The following is a 19,097-nucleotide window of genomic DNA, read 5'->3' on the forward strand; positions in this document are numbered from 1 at the left end:
AATCAGGAGGCATTGGCCAAGGCGATGAATTCGGCCACGTCCAGCTGTTCGGCACGGGCATCGGGGCGCACGCCGGCAGCGGCGAACTGGTCGGCCGACACCACGTTGTTCAGTGCGTTGCGCAGGGTCTTGCGGCGCTGGCCGAAGGCGGCCTTGACCACTTCGGCGAAGCGGGCATGGTCACGGATGCCGACCGTGGCCGGATCATGCGGCACCAGCCGCACCACGGCCGAATCGACCTTCGGCGGTGGCCGGAACGCACCCGGCGGCACCACGAACAGCGAGGTGACGGTGCAGTAGGCCTGCAGCATCACGCTGAGGCGGCCGTAGACCTTGCTGCCGGGGCCGGCTGCCATGCGGTCGACCACTTCCTTCTGCAGCATGAAGTGCATGTCGCGGACCACGGCGGCATGCTCGAGCGCATGGAACAGGATAGGCGAGGAGATGTTGTACGGCAGGTTGCCGACCAGACGGATCGGCTGTCCGGCCGCCAGTTCGGTGAAGTCCACGCGCAGCACGTCGCGGTGGACGATGGTCAGCTCGCCCAGCGGCTCGGCGGCGGCGGTCAGCGGCGCGATCAGGTCGCGGTCGAACTCGATCACCGTCAGTGCCGGATGCACGCGCAGCAGCGGCAGCGTGATCGCTCCCTGGCCGGGGCCGATTTCGACCAGGCGGTCACCGTCCTTGGGATTGACCGCCATCACGATCTTGTCGATGTAGTGGCGATCGGCCAGGAAATGCTGGCCAAGCTGCTTCTTGGCCGGGGCGGTGAACACCGGGCCGGAGGGGGAATGCGGGGAATTCATGCGCTCAGTGTACGTTGCCGCGCAAGCTGCGCACACAGCGTCGTTGCCGCCTGCAGGCTGGATGGATCGGCAATGCCGCGGCCGGCCAGGTCCAGCGCGGTACCGTGATCGACAGCGACGCGCGGGTAGGGCAGGCCCAAGGTCAGGTTCACGGCCTGCTCGAAGCCGGAGTACTTCAGCACCGGCAGGCCCTGGTCGTGGTACATGGCCAGGACCGTATCGAAACCTGCCAGCTTGCCTGGCAGGAACGCGGTGTCGGCCGGCAGCGGCCCGACCAGATCCATGCCTTCAGCGCGCAGGCGCTGCAGCAGCGGGATGACCAGATCCAGTTCCTCGCGGCCGAGGTGACCGTCTTCACCGGCGTGCGGGTTCAGGCCGAGCACGGCGATGCGCGGCGATGCCAGCCCGAACTCGCGGCGCAGCGCGGCGTGCACGGTGCGCAGGGTGTGCTCCAGGCCGGGTGCGGTGATCGCATCGGCGACCTCACGCAGCGGCAGGTGGGTGGTGGCCAGGGCCACGCGCACGATGTGATTGGCCAGCATCATCACCACCTTCACCCCGGCCTGGTCGGCCAGCAGTTCGGTGGTGCCGCTGTAGGCGATGCCGCCCTCGTTGATGACCGCCTTGTGCACCGGGCCGGTGACCACGCCGTGCAGTTCGCCCGACAGGCAGGCCTGGCCGGCGCCGAGCAGGGCGCCGATGACCGCGCCGGCATTGGCCGGATCGGCTTGGCCGAAGCGGCTCGGGACGGCATTGGCCACGACGCGCAGACGCAGGTCGCCCGGGAAGCGGGCTTCCGCTTCCTCGGGCAGCAGTTGCAGGGGCAGGTCCAGCGCGGCGGCGGCTGCGCGCAGGGTATCCGGGTCGGCGAAAGCCAGCAGCCGGCAATCATCGCGCGGCTGCTGGATCAGGCGGATGCACAGCTCCGGGCCGATCCCGGCGGGCTCGCCCGGTACCAGAGCGAGCTCGGGGCGCATCGGTCAGGACTGCGGCGGCGTCGCGGTGTTTTCCGCGCGGTCACCGCTGCGGAAGCTGACGTAGGCTTCGCCACGCAGCTCCTGCAGGAAACGGTTGTATTCGTCTTCCAGCTTGCGGCGGCCGATGGTCTCGCGGACCTGCGCACGCTGGTTGTCGTTGGTCACGTCGGTCTGGCGGGTCGCCACGCGCTGCACGATGTGCCAACCGGCGTCGGTGCGGAACGGCTGGCTGACACCGCCGTCCTGCACGCTCTGGACCTGCTGGCCGAAGGCCGGACCGAACGCATCGGCCGGGAACCAGCCCAGATCGCCGCCCTGGCCCTTGCTGTTGTTGTCCTCGGACGACTCCCTGGCCACCGTCTGGAAGTCGGCGCCGCCGGCAATGCGGGCACGCAGGGTGTCGATCTTGGCCTTGGCGGCCGCATCGGTCTGGTTGTCGTCCACGCGCACCAGGATGTGGCGGCCGTGGAACTCGGTGACGGTATGGGTGCCGGCGGCGGCGCTGGAATCGCGCACTTCCACCAGCTTCAGCAGCTGGAAGCCGCTCGGACCACGGATCGGGCCAACCACGTCACCGGCATTCATCTTTTCCATCAGCTGCGCGAACGCGGCCGGGATCTCGTCCATGCTGCGCCAGCCCAGGTCGCCGCCTTCCAGTGCATTGGGGCTGTCCGAGTAACGTACGGCGGCGGCATTGAAGTCCAGCTCACCCTTGTCCAGCAGGGCCTTCACGCCGTCGGCCTTCTTCTGGCCGGTGGCGATCTGCTCGGCATTGGCGCCGTCGGGCAGGGCGATCAGGATGTGCGCCAGGTGGTACTGGTTGCCGGCGGTGGCCTGCTGCTTCAACGCGGCATCGACTTCGCCCTCGCTGACGCTGATGCGGCTCTGCGCGAAGCTCTGGCGCAGGCGCTGCACGGTGATCTCGTCACGCACCGAGGCGCGGAAGTCGTTGAAATCGATGCCGTCACTTGCCAGGCGCTGGCGCAGCGCGTCCAGATTGGAACCATTCTGCTGGGCGATGGCATTCATCGCCTGGTTCAGCTCCTGGTCGCTGACGCGGATGCCGCTGCCCTGCGCACGGGCCACCTGCAGCTTGACCAGCACCAGGCGCTCGAGCACCTGCCGGCTGAGTACGTCATCCGGCGGCAGCTGGGCCTCGCGGCCGGCGTACTGCGCCTTGATGTTGGCGATGGCGCGCTGGAGTTCGCTCTGCAGGATCACGTCCTCATCGACGACAGCGGCGATGCGGTCCAGCGGCTGCGCCTCCTGGGCAAGTACCTGCAGGGGGGCGGACACGCTGGACACCGCCAGCAGCGAGGCGAGAAGAACGGGGAAGCGCTTGGTCATGGGATCAGATTCGGATCGTAGTCGTCCCGGGTCGTCCCGGTATTGCTGGGGGGCACGAGATAGAGGTCGTCGCGGTTGTAGCCGAGGATAGCACGGCGCAGGGTGCGGTCCGTGTCCTGGCCCAGGGAGCTGAGGCCCTTCAGCACGAACTCCAGCTGGATGGAATTGTTCAGCTCGCCCTCGCGGTTGCGCACGTAGCGGCGGGCCACCGCGCGCACGGCCAGACAGCAGCTGTCCCACTGGACGCCACCGATGATTTCCAGCGGCTTCTTGTCTTCCAGCGAGTAGTAGTAGCGGCCGACCAGGCTCCAGCGGGGGTTCAGCGGGTACAGGAACGACAGGTCGGCCTGCTTCAGCAGGTCGGTGCCGTCCGGGTTGATGCGGTGGCGGTAGGTCAGGTTGACCACGCCATCGTTGGGCATCAGGTAACGGGCGCGGAAGCTGGCCAGGTCCTCACGCTTGTATTTGGGGTCCCACTGGTAGGTCGCGCTGAGGGTCCAGCGGTCGTTGACCATGTAGTTGGCATCGGCGATCCAGGCCGACTTGCCCTTTTCCACCGGCGGGCCACCCGGCACGGCGGTCACCCGCGATTCGTCGAAGTACTGGATCTGGCCGATGGCCGCCGAGAACCGCTCGCGGCCGGTGGTCTGGTCGATGAAGCGGGTGCCCAGCGCCATGGTCAGCTGGTTGGCGTCGTTCTGGCGGTCGGCGCCGGTATAGCGCGAGTCGCGGAACAGCTGGCCCCAGCTGAAGGTGAAGTCGCGGGTATCGAAGATCGGCAGCTCGTCCTGGTTGCGGTAGGGCGTGCGCAGGTAGAACAGGCGCGGTTCCAGGGTGTGCAGGAACGAGCGGCCGCCGATGGTGGTCTCGCGGTCGAAGAACAGGCCGGCATCGATGCTGCCGATCGGCAGGCTGCGGCTGGGGGAGGTGTTGCCGCGCAGCTGCTCGGGGGTAGCGGTGGCCGGATCAACGCCCTGCGAAACCAGCACGTTGCGGCGGATGCTGTCGGCCAGCTGCCGGTCCAGGTCGTAGGCGGTGTAGCGGTAGGCCAGGGTCGGGGTCACGTACCAGGCCGCACCGCTGAACGGCAGCGACACATAGGGTTTCAGGTCCAGGCGTGCGCCGCCGTACATCCGCTGGGTCTGGCCGGTACGGGTGTACTCGAGGTCCGGTCCGGCCTCGGGGCCGTACTTGAAGTTGATGTCTTCATGGGTGAAGCGCACGGCTTCGGCGTACACGCCGGTTTCCAGCCACGACAGGACCGGCTTGTCCCAGTTGAAGTACAGGCGCGGCTGGCGGTTGTAGGCCAGCGCGCTCTCGTTGAGCGTGTAGTCGGTCAGCTGCCAGCGGTCGGCCATGATTCCGGCCGTCCAGTTCTGGCCGGTGCCGTACAGGCCAACGGTGCTCTGCAGGTTCGAAGCGGTCACGCCCACCAGGCGGTTGGCGAAGTCCTCGACGTAGCGCTCGTCGCTGACCCAGGCCAGGTTGGCACGTGCCTGCCAGTGGCTGTCCACGTTGTGGTAGCCGCTGAACATGACACGGCCGCGATCGCGGTCGCGCAGCTTGTCGTTGGGGATGTAGGCGGTCAGCAGTTCGCCGCGGCCGCCGTTGTAGAGGTAGCGGAACTCGTTGTCGAGCATCAGGCCGCGCCGGCTCATGTAGCGCGGCATCAGCGTGTCGTCGTAGTTCGGTGCCAGGTTCAGGTAGATCGGCTGGGTGTAGTCGAACCCGTTGCGCCCGGACATGCCCAGCTGCGGGAACAGCAGGCCGGTCTTGCGCCGGTCGTCGATCGGGAACTTGAAGTACGGTGCCCACAGCACCGGCACCTTGCCGATGCGCAGCACGGCATTGCGCGCCGTGCCGAAGCCCTCGTCGTTGTCCACTTCGATCTGCGGCGCCGACAGCTTCCACACCGGCTGCGACGGGTCGCAGGTGGTGTAGGTGGAGCGGTGCATCTGCCCGACCGCGCCCTGCAGGTCGACCGATTCGGCGTCGCCGTTGCCACGGCGGGACACCAGCTGGTACTGGATGTCGGTGATCTTGTGGGTGTCGCTTTCCTGGTTGCCCTCGGCGCGCTTGGCGACCATGCGGATCGACGCGTCCTGGTAGCGGACATTGCCATCGGCGATGTAGTTGCCGGACTCGGTGTCGAAGCTGAGCTTGTCGGTGCCGACGAACTGGTCGCCGCGACGCAGGGCGACGTTGCCCTCGTACTGCGGCACCGTGGTGGTACCCAGCAGCTGATCGCCCTCGATATCGGTCGGCTGCTGCTCGCGCGCGGCGCTGGCGGCGGCCTTGTCCTGGCCCGGAACCGGGGTCGGGGCGTCGGTGAACGCGGGAATGACGTCGGTTGCCGGGCACAGGCCCCAGTTGAGCGGCTTATCATCGGCCATCGCCGGCAGGCAGACGGCGATGCTCAGAGGCAGGGGAAGCAGGCGGAGGGCTCGGCGCACGCGGTTCGGATTCGGGCGAAAACGGACGGTAGCTTGCCCCATCCCTTGCATAGGGGCAATGAAGGCGGCCCGGTCGCACCGGTTCGGGTTCATCCAGCCGGGGGGGACGCCGCCGGCGACATCAGGGCCTGCACGTGGGCCACGCTGCATTCGGCCAGGGCCTGCAGGTCGTAGCCGCCCTCCAGCATCGACACCACCCGGCCGGCCGCATGGCGACGCGCCAGCGCATGCAGTTCGCGGGTGATCCAGGCGAAATCCTCGGTCTCCAGCATCAGATCCGCCTGCGGGTCGCGCAGATGGGCGTCGAAGCCTGCCGAGATCAGCATCAGCTGCGGGCGGAAGTCGTCGATGGCCGGCAGCATCTCGTCGGCCCAGACATTGCGGAAGCGGAATCCGCCACTGCCCGGCGGCAGCAGGATGTTCATCAGATTGCCCGCGCCACGGTCACGGCGCAGGCCGGAGTTGGGGAACAGGCCGGCCTGGTGGGTGCTGTAATACGACACCCGTGCGTCGTGCTGGAAGATGTCCTGGGTGCCGTTGCCATGGTGGACGTCGAAGTCGACCACCGCGATCCGCTCCAGCCCGTGGCGGTCGCGCGCGTAGGCTGCGGCGATGGCGATGTTGTTGAGCAGGCAGAAGCCCATGGCCGTGCTGCTGGTGGCATGGTGACCCGGCGGGCGCACCGCGCAGAACGCCAGCGGGTCCGCGCCCAGCATCACCGCATCCACCGCGGCCACACCGGCACCGGCAGCATGCACCGCCGCGCTGGCCGAGCCGGGCGAGGTCCAGGTGTCCATGTCCAGCTGGCGCAGGGGCACGGTCTGCGGTTGCAGCACGAAGTCGAGCAGGGCGCTGTCGTGGACCCGGCTCAACTCGCCGAACTTGGCGGGTGGGGCCTCGCGCCAGTCCAGCTGGCCGGGGAATGCGCCGCGCAGGGCGTCGAGCACGCCCTGCAGCCGTTGCGGGCATTCGGGATGGCCCGGACCGGGATCGTGCAGCAGGCAGGACGGATGGGTGAAGACCAGCATCGTACGGACTCAGCCCTGCCGGTGCTGGGGCTGCCAGAGCGCCTCGCCCTGCCCATCGGCGCGGGCCAGCACCCGGGCCAGCACGAACAGCAGGTCCGACAGCCGGTTGAGATACTGCAGCGCTTCGCTGCGCACGTTCTCATGGCGGGACAGCGTCACCGTCTCGCGCTCGGCGCGGCGGACAATGGTCCGTGCCAGGTGGCAGCGTGCGGCGGCTTCGCCACCGGCGGGCAGGATGAACTCCTTCAGCATCGGCAGCGTGGCGTTGTAGTGGTCCAGCTGCTGTTCCAGTGCCGAGACATCGGCGGCATGGATCGCGGCATGGCCGGGGATGCACAGCTCGGCGCCCAGGTCGAACAGCTGGTGCTGCAGATGGACCACCAGCGCGCGCACGTCGTCCGGAAGCGGTGCGGCCAGCAGCAGGCCCAGCGCCGCGTTGGCTTCGTCGACGGTGCCGTAGGAGGCGACGCGGGCATCGTCCTTGGCTACGCGCTGGCCATCGCCCAGTCCGGTGCTGCCATCGTCACCGGTGCGGGTGTAGATGCGCGAGAGGCGATGGCCCATGGCGCAGCTCAGTGCCGGATGTCGCGACGGGCCTGCTGGAGCTTGAGCACCTGCTCCACGGCCAGTTGCAGGGCGGCGGCCAGCGCCACGTAGATCGCCGTGGTCCGCAGGTAGGGGCCGAACCACTGTGCGTAGTTCTGCGCCCAGCCCGCCAGCGTCGGCTCGGCAACGTTGCGGGTGGTCCAGTAGAAGCCCCCCTGCGCAAGCAGGTGGCACAGCGCCACCGAGGCCACCAGCAGGAGCGCACCCTTGGCCAGCACCGGCCAGCGCGCGCCGCGGTAGTTGTGGCCCAGCAGCATGCCGCCGGCCCACAGCGAGAAGTACGCCGGCAGCAGCAGCCAGTAGCCGGGCGACACACAGTAGTGCTGCCAGAAATCCAGCCCCGCGCTGCGGATCACGATCCAGTCGACCAGCACCGCAAACAGCATCAGCAGCGGAAAGGCCCAGCGCGTCCAGCGCGCCAGGTAGAAAGCGCCGATGAAGAACACCGCCCAGGAGGCATCGGGGATCGCCGCGAAGTGGTTGACCCGGGTCGCCGCCAGCAACAGCACGAGCACGGACAGGACGAAGGCACGATTGGCGGTGTCGGACATGGCGGCGGGCCCGGAGCGGATTCAGCTTTCATTCTAGCCCGCCGCGCGGGTTGGCGCAGGCAGCGTCGCGTTCGGTGTACAGCCGGGGCGAGCGCGTATCATGAACGCCATGAGTGAACGACATGACGTGCTGATCGTCGGCGGCGGACTGGTGGGTGCCAGCCTCGCCATCGCCCTGGACCGCCTGGGCCGCGACGTGGGCCTGATCGAGGCCAGCCCTGCCGGTGGACTGCCGGCGGTGTTCGACCAGCGCAACCTCAGTTTCGCCGCCGCCACCGTCAACGCGCTGACCGCGCTGGGGGTGATGCAGAAGCTGGCGATGGCGCCGGGGCCGATCCGTCGCATCCATGTCAGCCGCGCCGGTGACTTTGGCCGGGTGCAGCTCGATGCGGCCGATTACAACCGGCCGTGGTTCGGCCAGGTGGTGGTCGCACGTGACTTCGGTCATGCGCTTGAGGCACGCCTGCAGGAACTGCCGCGGCTGCGGCGTTACCGGCCGATGCGTTTCCTCGGCCTGGGCGGGGTGGTGGAGGGCTGTCGCCAGGTGCATGTGGCCGACGACGCCGGCGAGCGCACGCTGCTGGCACGGCTGGTGGTCGGTGCCGATGGCACGGCCAGTGCGGTGCGGGAGGCGCTGGGCATCGAGGTCGACCGCCACGATTTCCAGCAGACCCTGTTCGTGGCCCGCGTGCGCAGCCAGCGTGCGCCCGACGGCACGGCCTGGGAGCGCTTCACCGATACCGGTCCGACGGCCCTGCTGCCGCGTGGCGACCGCCATTTCGGCACGGTGCATGGGGTGGCGCGCGAAGACGCCGACGCGGTGATGGCGCTGGACGACGCAGCGTGGCTGCAGCGCCTGCAGCATGCCATCGGCTGGCGTGCCGGGCGTCTGCTGGAGTCGGGGCCGCGCAGTGCCTACCCGCTGATCCAGGTGCTGGCGCGTGCCCTGGCAGGCGAGCGCGCGGTGCTGCTCGGCAATGCCGCACAGACCATCCATCCGTTGGGCGCGCAAGGCTTCAACCTGGGCCTGCGCGATGCGCTGACCCTGGCCGAACTGCTGGAAGACGATGCAGGCGATGCCGGCAGTGATGCGCTGCTGCGTGCGTATGTGGCCCGTCGGGAAGAGGATCGCCAGCAGACGGTGGCGTTCTCCGGAGGACTGGCGCGCCTGACCAGCAATCCTGCGCCGTTGATGCGCCCGTTGCGCAGTCTCGGCCTGGTGGCCGCGCAGCGCGGTTCGGTGCAGTCGATGCTGGTCGGCGGGGCGATGGGTTTCCGTGGCGTCGTGCCGCGACTGTGCCGCGGAGAAGCCGCATGAACCGCCGCGCGCGCCTGGACGTGGTCATCGTGGGAGGCGGCGTGGTCGGTGCCGCGTGTGCACTGGCGCTGGCCGATGCGGGGCTGGCCGTCGCCCTGGTGGAGGGCCGTGAGCCCGCGCCCTGGCAGGCATCGCAGCCGGACCTGCGCGTGTTCGCCTTCGCGGCTGACAACGTGCAGCTGCTGGACCGTCTCGGCGTGTGGCCTGCGATCGTACAGGCGCGGGCCTGGCCGTATCGCCGCATGCAAGTATGGGATGCCGCGGGAGGCGAGGACCTGCTGTTCGATGCCGACCGCCTGGGGCGTCGCGAGCTGGGCTTCATCGTCGAGAACGGGCTGTTGCAGGATCGCCTGTGGGCGGCACTGCCGGCGGCCGGGGTGCAGCTGCATTGCCCGGCACGGGTGGAGGCGCTGGAGCAGGACGAGGAGGGGGTGCGACTGCGCCTGGATGACGGACGCAGGCTGGAAGCGGCCCTCGCCGTGGCCGCCGATGGTGCCGAGTCGACGCTGCGCGAGCTGGCGGGCATCGACGTGGTGCGCCACGACTATCACCAGCGTGGCGTGGTGGCCTACGTCGACAGCGAGCTGCCCAACCAGGCCACGGCCTGGCAGCGTTTCCTGCCGACCGGTCCGCTGGCGCTGCTGCCGGTGGCCGAGCGCCGCAGCTCGATCGTGTGGACCTTGCCTGACGAAGAGGCGGTGCGCGTGCTGGCGCTGGAGGAGGAGGCATTCAATCGCGAACTGACCCGCGCCTTCGCCGCACGGCTGGGCGAACTGCGCCTGGTGTCGCCGCGCGCCGCGTTCCCGCTGCGCCGCCAGCTGGCCCGCCACTATGTGGCCGGCCGCGTGCTCGCACTCGGCGACGCCGCGCATGTGGTGCATCCCCTGGCCGGGCAGGGCGTGAACCTGGGGCTGCGGGATGTCGCTGCCCTGCGGCAATGGCTGGCGCCGTCAGCCGAGCGCCGTGGCCAGCCGCGCCTGTCGCCGCAGCGCCTGCAGCGCTGGGCCCGCGAGCGGCGCAGCGACAACCAGGTGGCCGCCTACAGTTTCGATGCGATCAACCGCCTGTTCTCCAACGACGAGATGCACCTGACCCTCGCCCGTGGCCGCGCGCTGGGCTGCGTCGGCAAGTGGCCGCCGCTGGTTCAGGCGTTCTGGAGGCGCGCCGCCGGCGTGTGACGACCCCGTTTGGCGGTTGATCCGCCGGTAGCGCCGGGCCATGCCCGGCGAGCGCGCAGCGCGGTTCATGGAATGCGCCGGGCATAGCCCGGCGCTACCAGCAGCGGATCAATCAATCAGCGCGCCGGCCAGGTCGGCACGATCCAGCGCGGCAGCGGGACGCCGTTCGGCGGATCATCAGGCCGGTAGCGCCGGGCCGTGCCCGGCGGGATCCGTGAACCGGATCAATCAATCAGCCAGCCGGCCAGGTCGGCACGATCCAGCTTGCCGCGGCGCTTGCTGTCCAGCGCGGTGAACTCATCGGCCAGTGCAGGATTGGCCTGGGCCTCCGCACGGCTGATGAAGCCATCACCGTCGGTATCCAGCGCGGCAAAGTGGATGCGGTACTGGCCGGTCACGCTGCTGGGTTCAACCGAGCGCACCGTGACCTGGGCCTCCCCTGCGGGCATCGGGATATCGACGCTGCCGGTGACCCGTCCGGCATTCAAGGGCTGCTGGCGGATGGCACCGCCGGTCGGACCCAGCGGTTGGCTCTGCGCGGGTGTGGGCGGCAGCTGCTGCGCCAGCACGGGGGACGTGGCCAGCAGGGCAGCCAGCAGCACGGGCAAACGCGGACGGTACATGACGGACTCCTGGCAGGCGTTGACGGAAGCGTACCCGCGGCATCCTGTGCGGGCGATGACCCTGCCGCGCATCACCGCATCGGCGATGCCAGCACGGTGATCTCTTCGCGGTCGTGATAGAGCTGCTTGGCACGCACTTCCAGCGACGTGCCAGCCTGCTCCTGGAACAGGTCCAGGCACAGCCGGGTCTCGTCCCAGCGCTTCTTCATCGGCAGTTTCAGATTGAAGATGGCATGCCTGCACCAGCCTTCGCGGAACCAGGTGGCCATGCGTTCGGCAACGCGGCGCGGTTGCTCGACCATGTCGCACACCATCCAGTCCAGCGGCTGCTCCGGGTGCCAATGGAAGCCATCCGCGCGCAGGTGCTCGACCAGGCCGGTATCCAGTACGTGCTGGCGCAGGGGGCCGTTGTCGATGCTCAGCACCTGCATGTGCTGGCGGGTCAACACCCAGGTCCAGCCGCCCGGTGCCGCCCCCAGGTCGGCCGCGCGCATGCCGGGTTTCACCAGTGCCTCGCGTTCTTCCGGCGCCAGCAGCGTCAGCAGGGCTTCGTCCAGCTTCAGCGCCGAACGCGAGGGGGCCTCCGGCAGCAGTTTCAGGCGCGGAATGCCCAGTGCCCACGGTGCGCTGTCGGCGGGGTCGGCCACGCAGATGAAGGCGTGGGTGCCGTCCACGAACACCACGTGCAGGCGTGGCAGCCGTGCATTGGGCTTGTCGCTGAGCTTGCCGGCCTTGCGCAGCGCCGGGCGCAACGCGTTGCCGAACGCACGGGCGAGCCCGGACAGCGGCTTGCCGGCATCCGAATCCGGATGTTCGACCCACAGATCACCAAAGCGTGGCGCATCGGCCAGCACCTCCAGCATCGGCGTGATGCGATCGGCCGGATCCAGCTGCGGCAGTTCAGCCAGCACCACCAGCTTCTGCCGCGCGAAGATCAGGCCGCGCCACGGCAACCGCGGTGCCAACGCGGCCGCTTCGTCGCACATGAACAACACATAGCCGTCATTGCGCTGGGTACGTGCGTAGCCGGCGAACCCTGCCTCACCGGCGCGGAACTGCAGTTCGCCGGCCAGCTCCGGCTCGAAGCCCTGGCGGCACAGGCACAGCAGGCCGATGCCGGTTTCAGTAACGGGCGCCATCGCTTTCCCCATAGGCGCGCAGCACGCTGCGTGCGGCGTCGCGGTTCAGGCCCTGCACCACCTCGATGCCACGCTTGTTGAGCTCGCCCACCCAGTCGGCCGGCAGCGGGCCTTCGTCGAACGGGGTCAGTTCCTCTACATCGGCGGCACTGGCGCCGATCAGCAGGCGGTCGATGCCGGCCCACACCGTAGCGCCGTAACACTGGCAGCACGGCTGCGAGCTGGTGGCCAGGGTGACCGGCGACAGCACGGCATTCAGGCGCGGCGTCTGCAGGCGCTGCTGGGCCAGCATGTAGGCCATGTTCTCGGCATGTGCCAACGAGGTGGCATGCGGCATCACCCGGTTCACGCCGGCGGCGATCACCTTGTCGTCCGGACCGAACACCACGGCGCCGAACGGACCGCCGCTGGCGTGCTCGACGTTCTGGCGCGACAGCTCGATGGCCAGCGCGACCTTGGCCTCATCGCCCGGATATCGACGATCCAGGTCGATCTGGTCGTGGATCCAGGCGGGAAGGGTCAGGTGGACTTGCGCATACAGCATCGCGGGGGTGCCTCGTGTGGGATGGGAAAAGTGCGGTTGCTTGGGAAACCGGCGCGCAGTGTAGCCGCACCGGCCTGTACCGGGTGTGGGCGCGTCAGCCGGGTGAGCCGGTGCGGATCACCACGTACTGCTTGCGGAACTCCAGCCCGGCCTGCGGCCAACTGGCGGCATACGCGCGCAGCAATGGCAGGGCAGGGGCGAAGTCGTGGCCATTGACCCGACAATCGGCCTCGCACAGGCCATCGGCATCGCGCGAGGCGAACAGGCGGATGGCAAGGAACTGGCGCGCTTTCAGCAGCTCGTCGAAGGCGTCCATGCTCCTGGTGAACAGGCAGCAGGGGCAGGAACCGTGGTCGTCCTCACTGCATGTGGCGACCTCCACCTCCTGCGCGCGGTAGTGGGCCAGCGGCCCCAGCACGACGGTGCGCCCGTGTTCCTTGCCGTCATCACCTGCTGGATAGGTCAGGCCCATCATCGGCAGGCCCTGCGCGTCGTCGGCGCCCACTGCGGTCTGCAGGGTGGCCAGGTCCACCCGCACCCAGGCCTGGAAGCCGGACAGCAGCGAGGCCTGCTCATCGGCGCCGTTGGCGTGCTGGTACTCGAACAGGCCATCGGCGAACAGGGTGGGGTGCTGCGCCTCGATGACCGTGGAGGTCTGCCAGCCACCGTTGTCGCGCGCGTGTGCTGCCATCGCATGCGGGGTCAGGCGCAGGCCGCTGTCCAGCACCAGCGCGCCGCCGTCGACGCGGCTGGCGATGCCAGCGTCCTGCAGGACCTGCTGCAGCAGCGGGAGGAGGGCGGTGGACGTCGTGGTCATGTCAGGCCTGTGGATGGATCGGGTGGAGCATCCAGGCCGGGCCGGGTGCTAGTGATCGAGTGCTTCGCGTTCTGCGCGATATCGCCGTGCGTCGGATTGCTGCTGCGGATCGTTGCCATGATCACGCAGCCAGGTATCCAGTTCGCGGCGATAGTCCGCGCGGAAATCGGCGTTGTCCGGGCTGAAGTGCAGCTTGCGTGCGGCCACCTCCACCCGCTCGCGCGCGCTGGCACGGGCCTGGGCGATGCCGTGCGGTGATTCGGTGGTGAGGATGACGAAGTTGCGCGGAAAGCCCGGCGTGTACTTCACCACGAACGGCTGGTCCTGAGCCGGGATGCGGATCGCGTTCTCCAGCGGCCACAGCGAAGCGGTGTTGGTGTGGAACACCACCTCCACGTCGCGACCTTCGGCGGTGCGCAACACCGCTTCGTAGCGCCAGATGTACTGTTCGTTGAGCGTGGAATTGGTTTCCTCGGCCTTCACGATCACCGCTTCACCGCGCTCGCCCACCGCGTTGAGGAAAGTGGCGTTGAGGAAGCTGCCGAGGAAGATGTTGAGCATCGCCAGCGGAAACACCACGATGGCGTAGACCGGTGAACGCCGCCACCACGAGACCAGCGCGGCCAGCCCCATTGCTGCAAAGAACGTCAGCAGCGGATGCTGCGAGATGAACCAGAGCAGGGCGGACAGGGCGGTGATCATCGTCGCGGGCGTGCGGGCGCCGTGGCGGCGCCCGCGCAGGTCTTCAGGCCGACCAGGTATCGCGCAGCGTCACGCTGCGGTTGAACACCGGCTTGGCTTCGGTGTGGTCGCGGCGGTCGGCAACGAAGTAGCCGGTGCGCTCGAACTGGAACGACTGCTCCGGCGCGGCGCTGGCCGCGGCCGGCTCGACATAGCCGGTGACGGTGCGGCGCGATTCCGGATTGAGGTAGTCGCGGTAGGTCCTGCCTTCCGACTCGTCGTCCGGGTTCGGCACCGAGAACAGCCGGTCGTACAGGCGGATCTCGGCCGGAACGCCGTGCACGGCGCTGACCCAGTGAATGGTGCCCTTGACCTTGCGGTTGGCCCCTTCCATGCCGGGGCGCGACTCCGGATCCAGCCAGCCGCGCAGCTCGGTGATGGTGCCGTCGGCATCCTTGATCACCTCATCGCAGCGGATGATGCCGGCACCACGCAGGCGCACTTCGCCGCCCGGCACCAAGCGCTTCCAGCCCTTCGGCGGTACTTCGGCGAAGTCCTCGCGGTCGATCCAGACCTCGCGCGCGAACGGCACCTGACGGCTGCCGAAGCTCTCGTCCTTCGGATGGTTGCTGAAGGTGAGCTGTTCTTCATGGCCTTCGGGCAGGTTGGTCAGCACCAGCTTGAGCGGGTCGACCACGGCCATGCGGCGCGGTGCGGCGCCATCGAGGTCTTCGCGCAGCGCGCCTTCCAGCACGCTGAAGTCGATCAGCGAGTTCTGCTTGCTGATGCCCACGCGTTCGGCGAACAGGCGCATTGCCGCCGGGGTGTAGCCGCGGCGACGCAGTCCCTGCAGGGTCGGCATGCGCGGGTCCTCCCAGCCGTCCACCAGCTGCTCGGTGACCAGCGCCATCAGCTTGCGCTTGCTCATCACCGTGTAGTTGATGTTCAGGCGCGAGAATTCGATCTGGCGCGGCTTGGCGGCTTCGCGCGGCAGGCCGGCATCGACCAGCGGCTGGGTCAGTGCGTCGTCATGGGCGAAATCGACGTTGTCCACGCACCAGTCGTAGAGCGGGCGATGGTCCTCGAATTCCAGGGTGCACAGCGAGTGGGTGATGCCCTCGATCGAATCGCCCAGTGCATGCGCGAAGTCGTACATCGGGTAGATCGGCCACGCGTTGCCCGTGTTCTGGTGCTCGACATGCTTGATGCGGTACAGCGCCGGATCGCGCAGGTTGATGTTGCCGCTGGCCATGTCGATCTTCGCGCGCAGGGTGCGCGCACCGTCCGGGAATTCACCGGCACGCATGCGGCGGAACAGGTCGAGGTTCTCCTCGACACTGCGGTCGCGCCACGGCGAGGGACGGCCCGGCTCGGTCAGGGTGCCACGGTAGGCACGCACTTCCTCGGCCGACAGGTCACACACATAGGCCTTGCCCTGCTCGATCAGCTTCTCGGCGGCGAGATAGTAGGCCTGGAAGTAATCGGAGGCGTGGCGCAGTTCGTTCCACTCGAACCCCAGCCAACGGACATCATCCTGGATGGCGGCCACGTACTCCGGGTCTTCCTTGGCCGGATTGGTGTCGTCGAAGCGCAGGTTGCATACGCCGCTGAACTCGCCGGCAATGCCGAAGTTCAGGCAGATCGACTTGGCATGGCCGATGTGCAGGTAGCCGTTCGGCTCCGGCGGAAACCGGGTCTTGATCGCCTGGTGCTTTCCGCTGGCCAGGTCCTCGCGCACGATCTGGCGGATGAAATCGCGCTTTTCGTGGCTGTCGGCGGGGGTCTCGGGGCTGGCGGGGGTGTGCTCGGACATGAGGCTGGGCGAAAAAGGGCAGAAAGACCAACAGTCTAGCGCGTAAGGGGAAGGGCTGCCGGGGTTGCGCCCGCGCTACCGGGCGCAGGGGGCCCGGCCGGCAAGTGCAGCGGGCGCAAGGGGGTAGCGCCGGGCCAATCCCCGCGCGCGCCGCGGCGGCATTCAGCGCCCCGGCGTATGCTGGCGGCCTCTCCCCGGGGGCCGCCCCATGCACATCGTGTACAAGGCCGACAATCTGTTCGACGCCCACCTGGTGAAGCACGCGCTGGAAGATGCCGGCATTCCTGCCTTCGTGTTCGGCGAGCAGCTGCTGGGGGGCATGGGCGAGCTGCCGCTGTTCGGTGTATTGAGGGTCGGCATCCCCGACGCCGCGCGGGCCGAGGCTGAAGGCATCGTCGCCGGCCTGGACTTGGGCCACGCCGCCGACGCCCCCATTTCCGATGCAGACGACATTGCCGGTCTTCCGGCGTAGGAGCGCATCATGTTGGGAATCGGACAGGGCATCCTGGGCATCGGCGCCTTCAAGCAGCGCCTGCCGCGCCCGGAAGAGGCGCTGCCAGGGCGTGATCAGCCACTGCCGCTGCACAGCAACCAGCACTTCGTGAACAGTCACCCGCTGAAGGACCGCTTTGCCGGCCTGCAGCAGATCCGTTTCGCGCTTGGCTGCTTCTGGGGAGCCGAGCGCAAATTCTGGTCGGAGCCGGGCGTGTACAGCACGTCGGTCGGCTATGCCGGCGGCGTCACGCCGAATCCCACCTATGAAGAAGTCTGCTCCGGCCTGACCGGCCACACCGAAGTGGTGCAGGTGGTGTTCGATCCGAAGGTGGTGAGCCTGGAACGGTTGCTGCAGCTGTTCTGGGAAAGCCACGACCCGACCCAGGGCATGCGCCAGGGCAACGACACCGGCACCCAGTACCGTTCGGCGATCCATGCCACCGACGAAACGCAGTACGCCGCTGCGCTGGCCAGCCGCGAGGCCTACCAGGCGCAGCTGGACGCGGCCGGCTACGGCCCTATTACCACTGAGATCGTGTTCCCGGCGCCGGAGTACTACTACGCCGAGGACTATCACCAGCAGTACCTGGCGAAGAACCCGAACGGTTACTGCGGCATCGGCGGCACCGGGGTGAGCTGCCCGATCGGGCTGGATGTGGAGGCGCCGCGCTGACGCGCGGTGGTCCGCCTGCGGCGGGCAGAAGCTCAATCAACTGCCAAAGCCAAAGCCAAAGCGGCTCTGGGTTGCTGTGAGTTGGGCGGGACGGGTACAGATGGCGGGACACGCCGTAAACCCGTCCTTGGGGGCTCGGCCACGGCATCCATGCCGTGGACGGTCCCGCCATCTGTACCCGTCCCGCCTCCGATCATTTCCCGGTGACGGTGGGCAAGAGCGTTGGTTACTGACGAACTGAAAGAAAACAAAAAGGACGCGGCCTTCGCCGCGTCCTTTTTGTTTGATCCTGCGGTGTCTTTTGTAGAGCGGAGCCATGCTCCGCTCCGAGCAAGCGAAGCGCGCGACCCGCTGTTGCTCTTCTCTCTTTCTTCCGTGGCGGGCGGCCGCAGGAAATTGTCGAAGGCAGGGTGGGTAGGCTGTGCAGGGGCGTGAGCCGCATGGATGCGGCGACCGAGCTTACAGGGACGTACTTGCAGCGTCCCCTGCACGGCCTACCCACCCTGCCAAACGCATGACCCGCCTTTCGCGACCAAGCCCCCGCCGCGAGGGGCTCAGCCGTTGGCTGGAACCCTTACAGCGCCGCGCGGATCCGCTCGCGCAGCGCTTCCAGATCCTTGGCGAACGCCTCGATACCGGTCGCCAGCTTCTCGGTCGCCATCGGATCGGCAGCCAGATCCGCCGCAAACGTCGCCGCATCGATCGGGGTCACCGCCACGCCGTTACCCTCACCGGGCACCAGCTTGCGCGGCAGCTCGCCGTGATCGGCGTCGAGCTTCTCCAGCAGATCCGGCGAAATGGTCAGGCGGTCGCAGCCGGCCAGCGCCTCGATCTGTGCGGTGGAACGGAACGAGGCGCCCATCACCACGGTCGGCGAACCTCGGCGCTTGAACTCCGCATACACGCTGCGCACGAACTTCACGCCCGGGTCCTCATCGATGTTGGCCGGGGTCTGGCCGTTGGCCACGTACCAGTCAAGGATGCGGCCGACGAACGGCGAGATCAGGAACGCGCCCGCTTCGCTGCAGGCCAGCGCCTGGGTCGGGTTGAAGATCAGCGTCAGGTTGCAGTCGATGCCCTCGGCCTGCAGGATCCGCGCCGCTTCCACGCCTTCCCAGGTCGCGGCGATCTTGATCAGGATCTTCTCGCGCGGTACGCCGGCATCGGCGTACATCTGGATGAACTGGCGGGCCTTGGCCACGGTGGCGGCGGTGTCGTACGCCTGGTCAGCATCCACCTCGGTGGACACGCGGCCCGGCACCAGCGTGCTGAGCAGCGCGCCGACGCCGATGGTCAGCCGATCGGCCACCGCATGCACCACGGCCTCGCGGTCGCCGCTCTGCTGACGGCCCCAGGCCAGTTCGCGCTCGATCAGATCGGCATAGACCGGCAGGTCCAGTGCCTTCTTCACCAGGGTCGGGTTGGTGGTGCAGTCCACCGGCTGCAGGCGCTTGATCGCCTCGTAGTCACCGGTATCGGCAACGACCACGGACAGTTCGCGCAGCTGGGACAGTTTGGACGAGGTACTCATTACGGCTCCTGGTACGGGGAATCGGATCGCGCGCAGTGCGCAGCGGAGATCAGGGACGGTCGTTGTGCACTGCGGTCACGCGCAGGCGCAGCTTGCGACCACCGGGTGCAGTCCAGTCGATGCTCTGGCCGACCGACAGGCCGAGCAGGGCACTGCCGACCGGAGCCAGCACGGAAACCTTGCCTTCATCGACGTTGGCTTCGCGGGGGAAGACCAGGGTCAGGACGTGCTTCTCGCCTGAGACCCCATCTTCGCACTCCACGCGGGAATGCATCATGACGATGCCTTCGGGAATCTGGTCCGGCGCCAGCACGGTGGCCCGGTTGAGTTCTTCGGCAAGCGCGAGCGCGGCAGGCGTCTGGCTCAGCGCAGGGGCTTCGAGCATGGCCTCCAGGCGGTCCATGTCGAAGGTTGAGACAGTGATCGACGGCGGCAGGCCGCTGGCGGTGTTCATGTAAAACTCCTTGGTTGAAAACCATGCAAAAGGCGGCGCCTGCTGGGGCCGCCTGTCTGTATT

At 68.2% G+C, this 19,097-nt stretch carries 19 protein-coding genes; 4 read left to right on the forward strand and 15 right to left on the reverse strand.

The features are described 5' to 3' along the window. Nucleotides 1–2: 2 nt before the first annotated feature. From rsmA to ACVOME_RS04030, 7 genes are all read right to left on the reverse strand, one after another. Nucleotides 3–806: a 16S rRNA (adenine(1518)-N(6)/adenine(1519)-N(6))-dimethyltransferase RsmA gene (gene rsmA / locus ACVOME_RS04000; protein ID WP_065182841.1), complete on the reverse strand. Its 804-nt coding sequence runs from the start codon at nucleotides 804–806 to the stop codon at nucleotides 3–5. Then, nucleotides 803–1,783: a 4-hydroxythreonine-4-phosphate dehydrogenase PdxA gene (pdxA, locus tag ACVOME_RS04005; protein ID WP_065176229.1), complete on the reverse strand. Its 981-nt coding sequence runs from the start codon at nucleotides 1,781–1,783 to the stop codon at nucleotides 803–805. Before pdxA ends, rsmA begins: the two co-directional genes overlap by 4 nt. Nucleotides 1,784–1,786: 3 nt before the next feature. After that, nucleotides 1,787–3,130 carry a peptidylprolyl isomerase gene (locus ACVOME_RS04010; protein WP_053519673.1) on the reverse strand — a complete coding sequence of 448 codons (1,344 nt, stop codon included), beginning with the start codon at nucleotides 3,128–3,130 and terminating at the stop codon, nucleotides 1,787–1,789. Continuing rightward, entirely contained in the window at nucleotides 3,127–5,583 is a 2,457-nt protein-coding gene (lptD, locus tag ACVOME_RS04015; RefSeq protein WP_080375337.1) for an LPS-assembly protein LptD, read from the reverse strand. The genes ACVOME_RS04010 and lptD overlap by 4 nt, the downstream gene beginning before the upstream one ends. Nucleotides 5,584–5,672: 89 nt before the next feature. Further along, a complete protein-coding gene (locus ACVOME_RS04020) occupies nucleotides 5,673–6,611 on the reverse strand; it encodes a histone deacetylase family protein (RefSeq protein WP_065176230.1) in 939 nt (312 codons plus the stop codon). 9 nt (nucleotides 6,612–6,620) lie between these two features. Then, the gene (locus ACVOME_RS04025; protein WP_065176231.1) at nucleotides 6,621–7,175 is read right to left on the reverse strand and encodes a cob(I)yrinic acid a,c-diamide adenosyltransferase; all 555 of its coding nucleotides are present in this window, start codon (nucleotides 7,173–7,175) and stop codon (nucleotides 6,621–6,623) included. A gap of 8 nt (nucleotides 7,176–7,183) precedes the next feature. Further along, complete coding sequence (locus ACVOME_RS04030; protein ID WP_481504768.1) at nucleotides 7,184–7,768, reverse strand: hypothetical protein; 585 nt, start codon at nucleotides 7,766–7,768, stop codon at nucleotides 7,184–7,186. Between the two features lie 109 nt (nucleotides 7,769–7,877). Between ACVOME_RS04030 and ubiH the strand changes: the two genes are divergently transcribed. Continuing rightward, nucleotides 7,878–9,086 (forward strand): 2-octaprenyl-6-methoxyphenyl hydroxylase, encoded by a 1,209-nt coding sequence (gene ubiH / locus ACVOME_RS04035; RefSeq protein ID WP_065176232.1) that lies wholly within the window; start codon nucleotides 7,878–7,880, stop codon nucleotides 9,084–9,086. Beyond that, on the forward strand, nucleotides 9,083–10,264 hold the full coding sequence (locus ACVOME_RS04040) for a UbiH/UbiF family hydroxylase (protein ID WP_481504769.1): 1,182 nt from the start codon (nucleotides 9,083–9,085) through the stop codon (nucleotides 10,262–10,264). Before ubiH ends, ACVOME_RS04040 begins: the two co-directional genes overlap by 4 nt. Before the next feature lie 224 nt (nucleotides 10,265–10,488). On the opposite strand, the gene ACVOME_RS04045 is transcribed toward ACVOME_RS04040, so the two are convergent. From ACVOME_RS04045 to ACVOME_RS04070, 6 genes are all read right to left on the reverse strand, one after another. Beyond that, on the reverse strand, nucleotides 10,489–10,887 hold the full coding sequence (locus ACVOME_RS04045) for an EF-hand domain-containing protein (RefSeq protein WP_065182845.1): 399 nt from the start codon (nucleotides 10,885–10,887) through the stop codon (nucleotides 10,489–10,491). Nucleotides 10,888–10,958: 71 nt separating this feature from the next. Further along, nucleotides 10,959–12,026, reverse strand: coding sequence for a 23S rRNA (cytidine(2498)-2'-O)-methyltransferase RlmM (gene rlmM, locus ACVOME_RS04050; protein ID WP_065176234.1), 1,068 nt, complete (start codon nucleotides 12,024–12,026; stop codon nucleotides 10,959–10,961). After that, nucleotides 12,010–12,570 (reverse strand): nucleoside deaminase, encoded by a 561-nt coding sequence (locus ACVOME_RS04055; protein ID WP_065176235.1) that lies wholly within the window; start codon nucleotides 12,568–12,570, stop codon nucleotides 12,010–12,012. Before ACVOME_RS04055 ends, rlmM begins: the two co-directional genes overlap by 17 nt. 94 nt (nucleotides 12,571–12,664) lie before the next feature. Continuing rightward, entirely contained in the window at nucleotides 12,665–13,387 is a 723-nt protein-coding gene (locus tag ACVOME_RS04060) for a DUF6348 family protein (protein WP_065182846.1), read from the reverse strand. A gap of 48 nt (nucleotides 13,388–13,435) precedes the next feature. Continuing rightward, complete coding sequence (locus tag ACVOME_RS04065; protein WP_346480689.1) at nucleotides 13,436–14,089, reverse strand: hypothetical protein; 654 nt, start codon at nucleotides 14,087–14,089, stop codon at nucleotides 13,436–13,438. A 43-nt stretch (nucleotides 14,090–14,132) separates the two neighbouring features. Beyond that, on the reverse strand, nucleotides 14,133–15,881 hold the full coding sequence (locus ACVOME_RS04070) for a glutamine--tRNA ligase/YqeY domain fusion protein (protein ID WP_065176238.1): 1,749 nt from the start codon (nucleotides 15,879–15,881) through the stop codon (nucleotides 14,133–14,135). A 208-nt stretch (nucleotides 15,882–16,089) separates the two neighbouring features. Between ACVOME_RS04070 and ACVOME_RS04075 the strand changes: the two genes are divergently transcribed. Together ACVOME_RS04075 and msrA are read left to right on the forward strand one after the other, a co-directional pair. Then, nucleotides 16,090–16,353, forward strand: a complete 264-nt coding sequence (locus tag ACVOME_RS04075) for a putative signal transducing protein (RefSeq protein WP_053519109.1) — start codon at nucleotides 16,090–16,092, stop codon at nucleotides 16,351–16,353. Nucleotides 16,354–16,383: 30 nt separating this feature from the next. After that, entirely contained in the window at nucleotides 16,384–17,049 is a 666-nt protein-coding gene (gene msrA, locus ACVOME_RS04080; RefSeq protein WP_053519160.1) for a peptide-methionine (S)-S-oxide reductase MsrA, read from the forward strand. A gap of 574 nt (nucleotides 17,050–17,623) precedes the next feature. Here the strand turns inward: msrA and ACVOME_RS04085 are convergent. Further along, nucleotides 17,624–18,580, reverse strand: a complete 957-nt coding sequence (locus ACVOME_RS04085; RefSeq protein ID WP_065182848.1) for a transaldolase — start codon at nucleotides 18,578–18,580, stop codon at nucleotides 17,624–17,626. Between the two features lie 49 nt (nucleotides 18,581–18,629). Continuing rightward, a complete protein-coding gene (gene rnk / locus ACVOME_RS04090) occupies nucleotides 18,630–19,034 on the reverse strand; it encodes a nucleoside diphosphate kinase regulator (RefSeq protein WP_053519113.1) in 405 nt (134 codons plus the stop codon). Between the last annotated feature and the right edge of the window lie 63 nt (nucleotides 19,035–19,097).

Source organism: Stenotrophomonas sp. STEN008, from assembly GCF_056760435.1.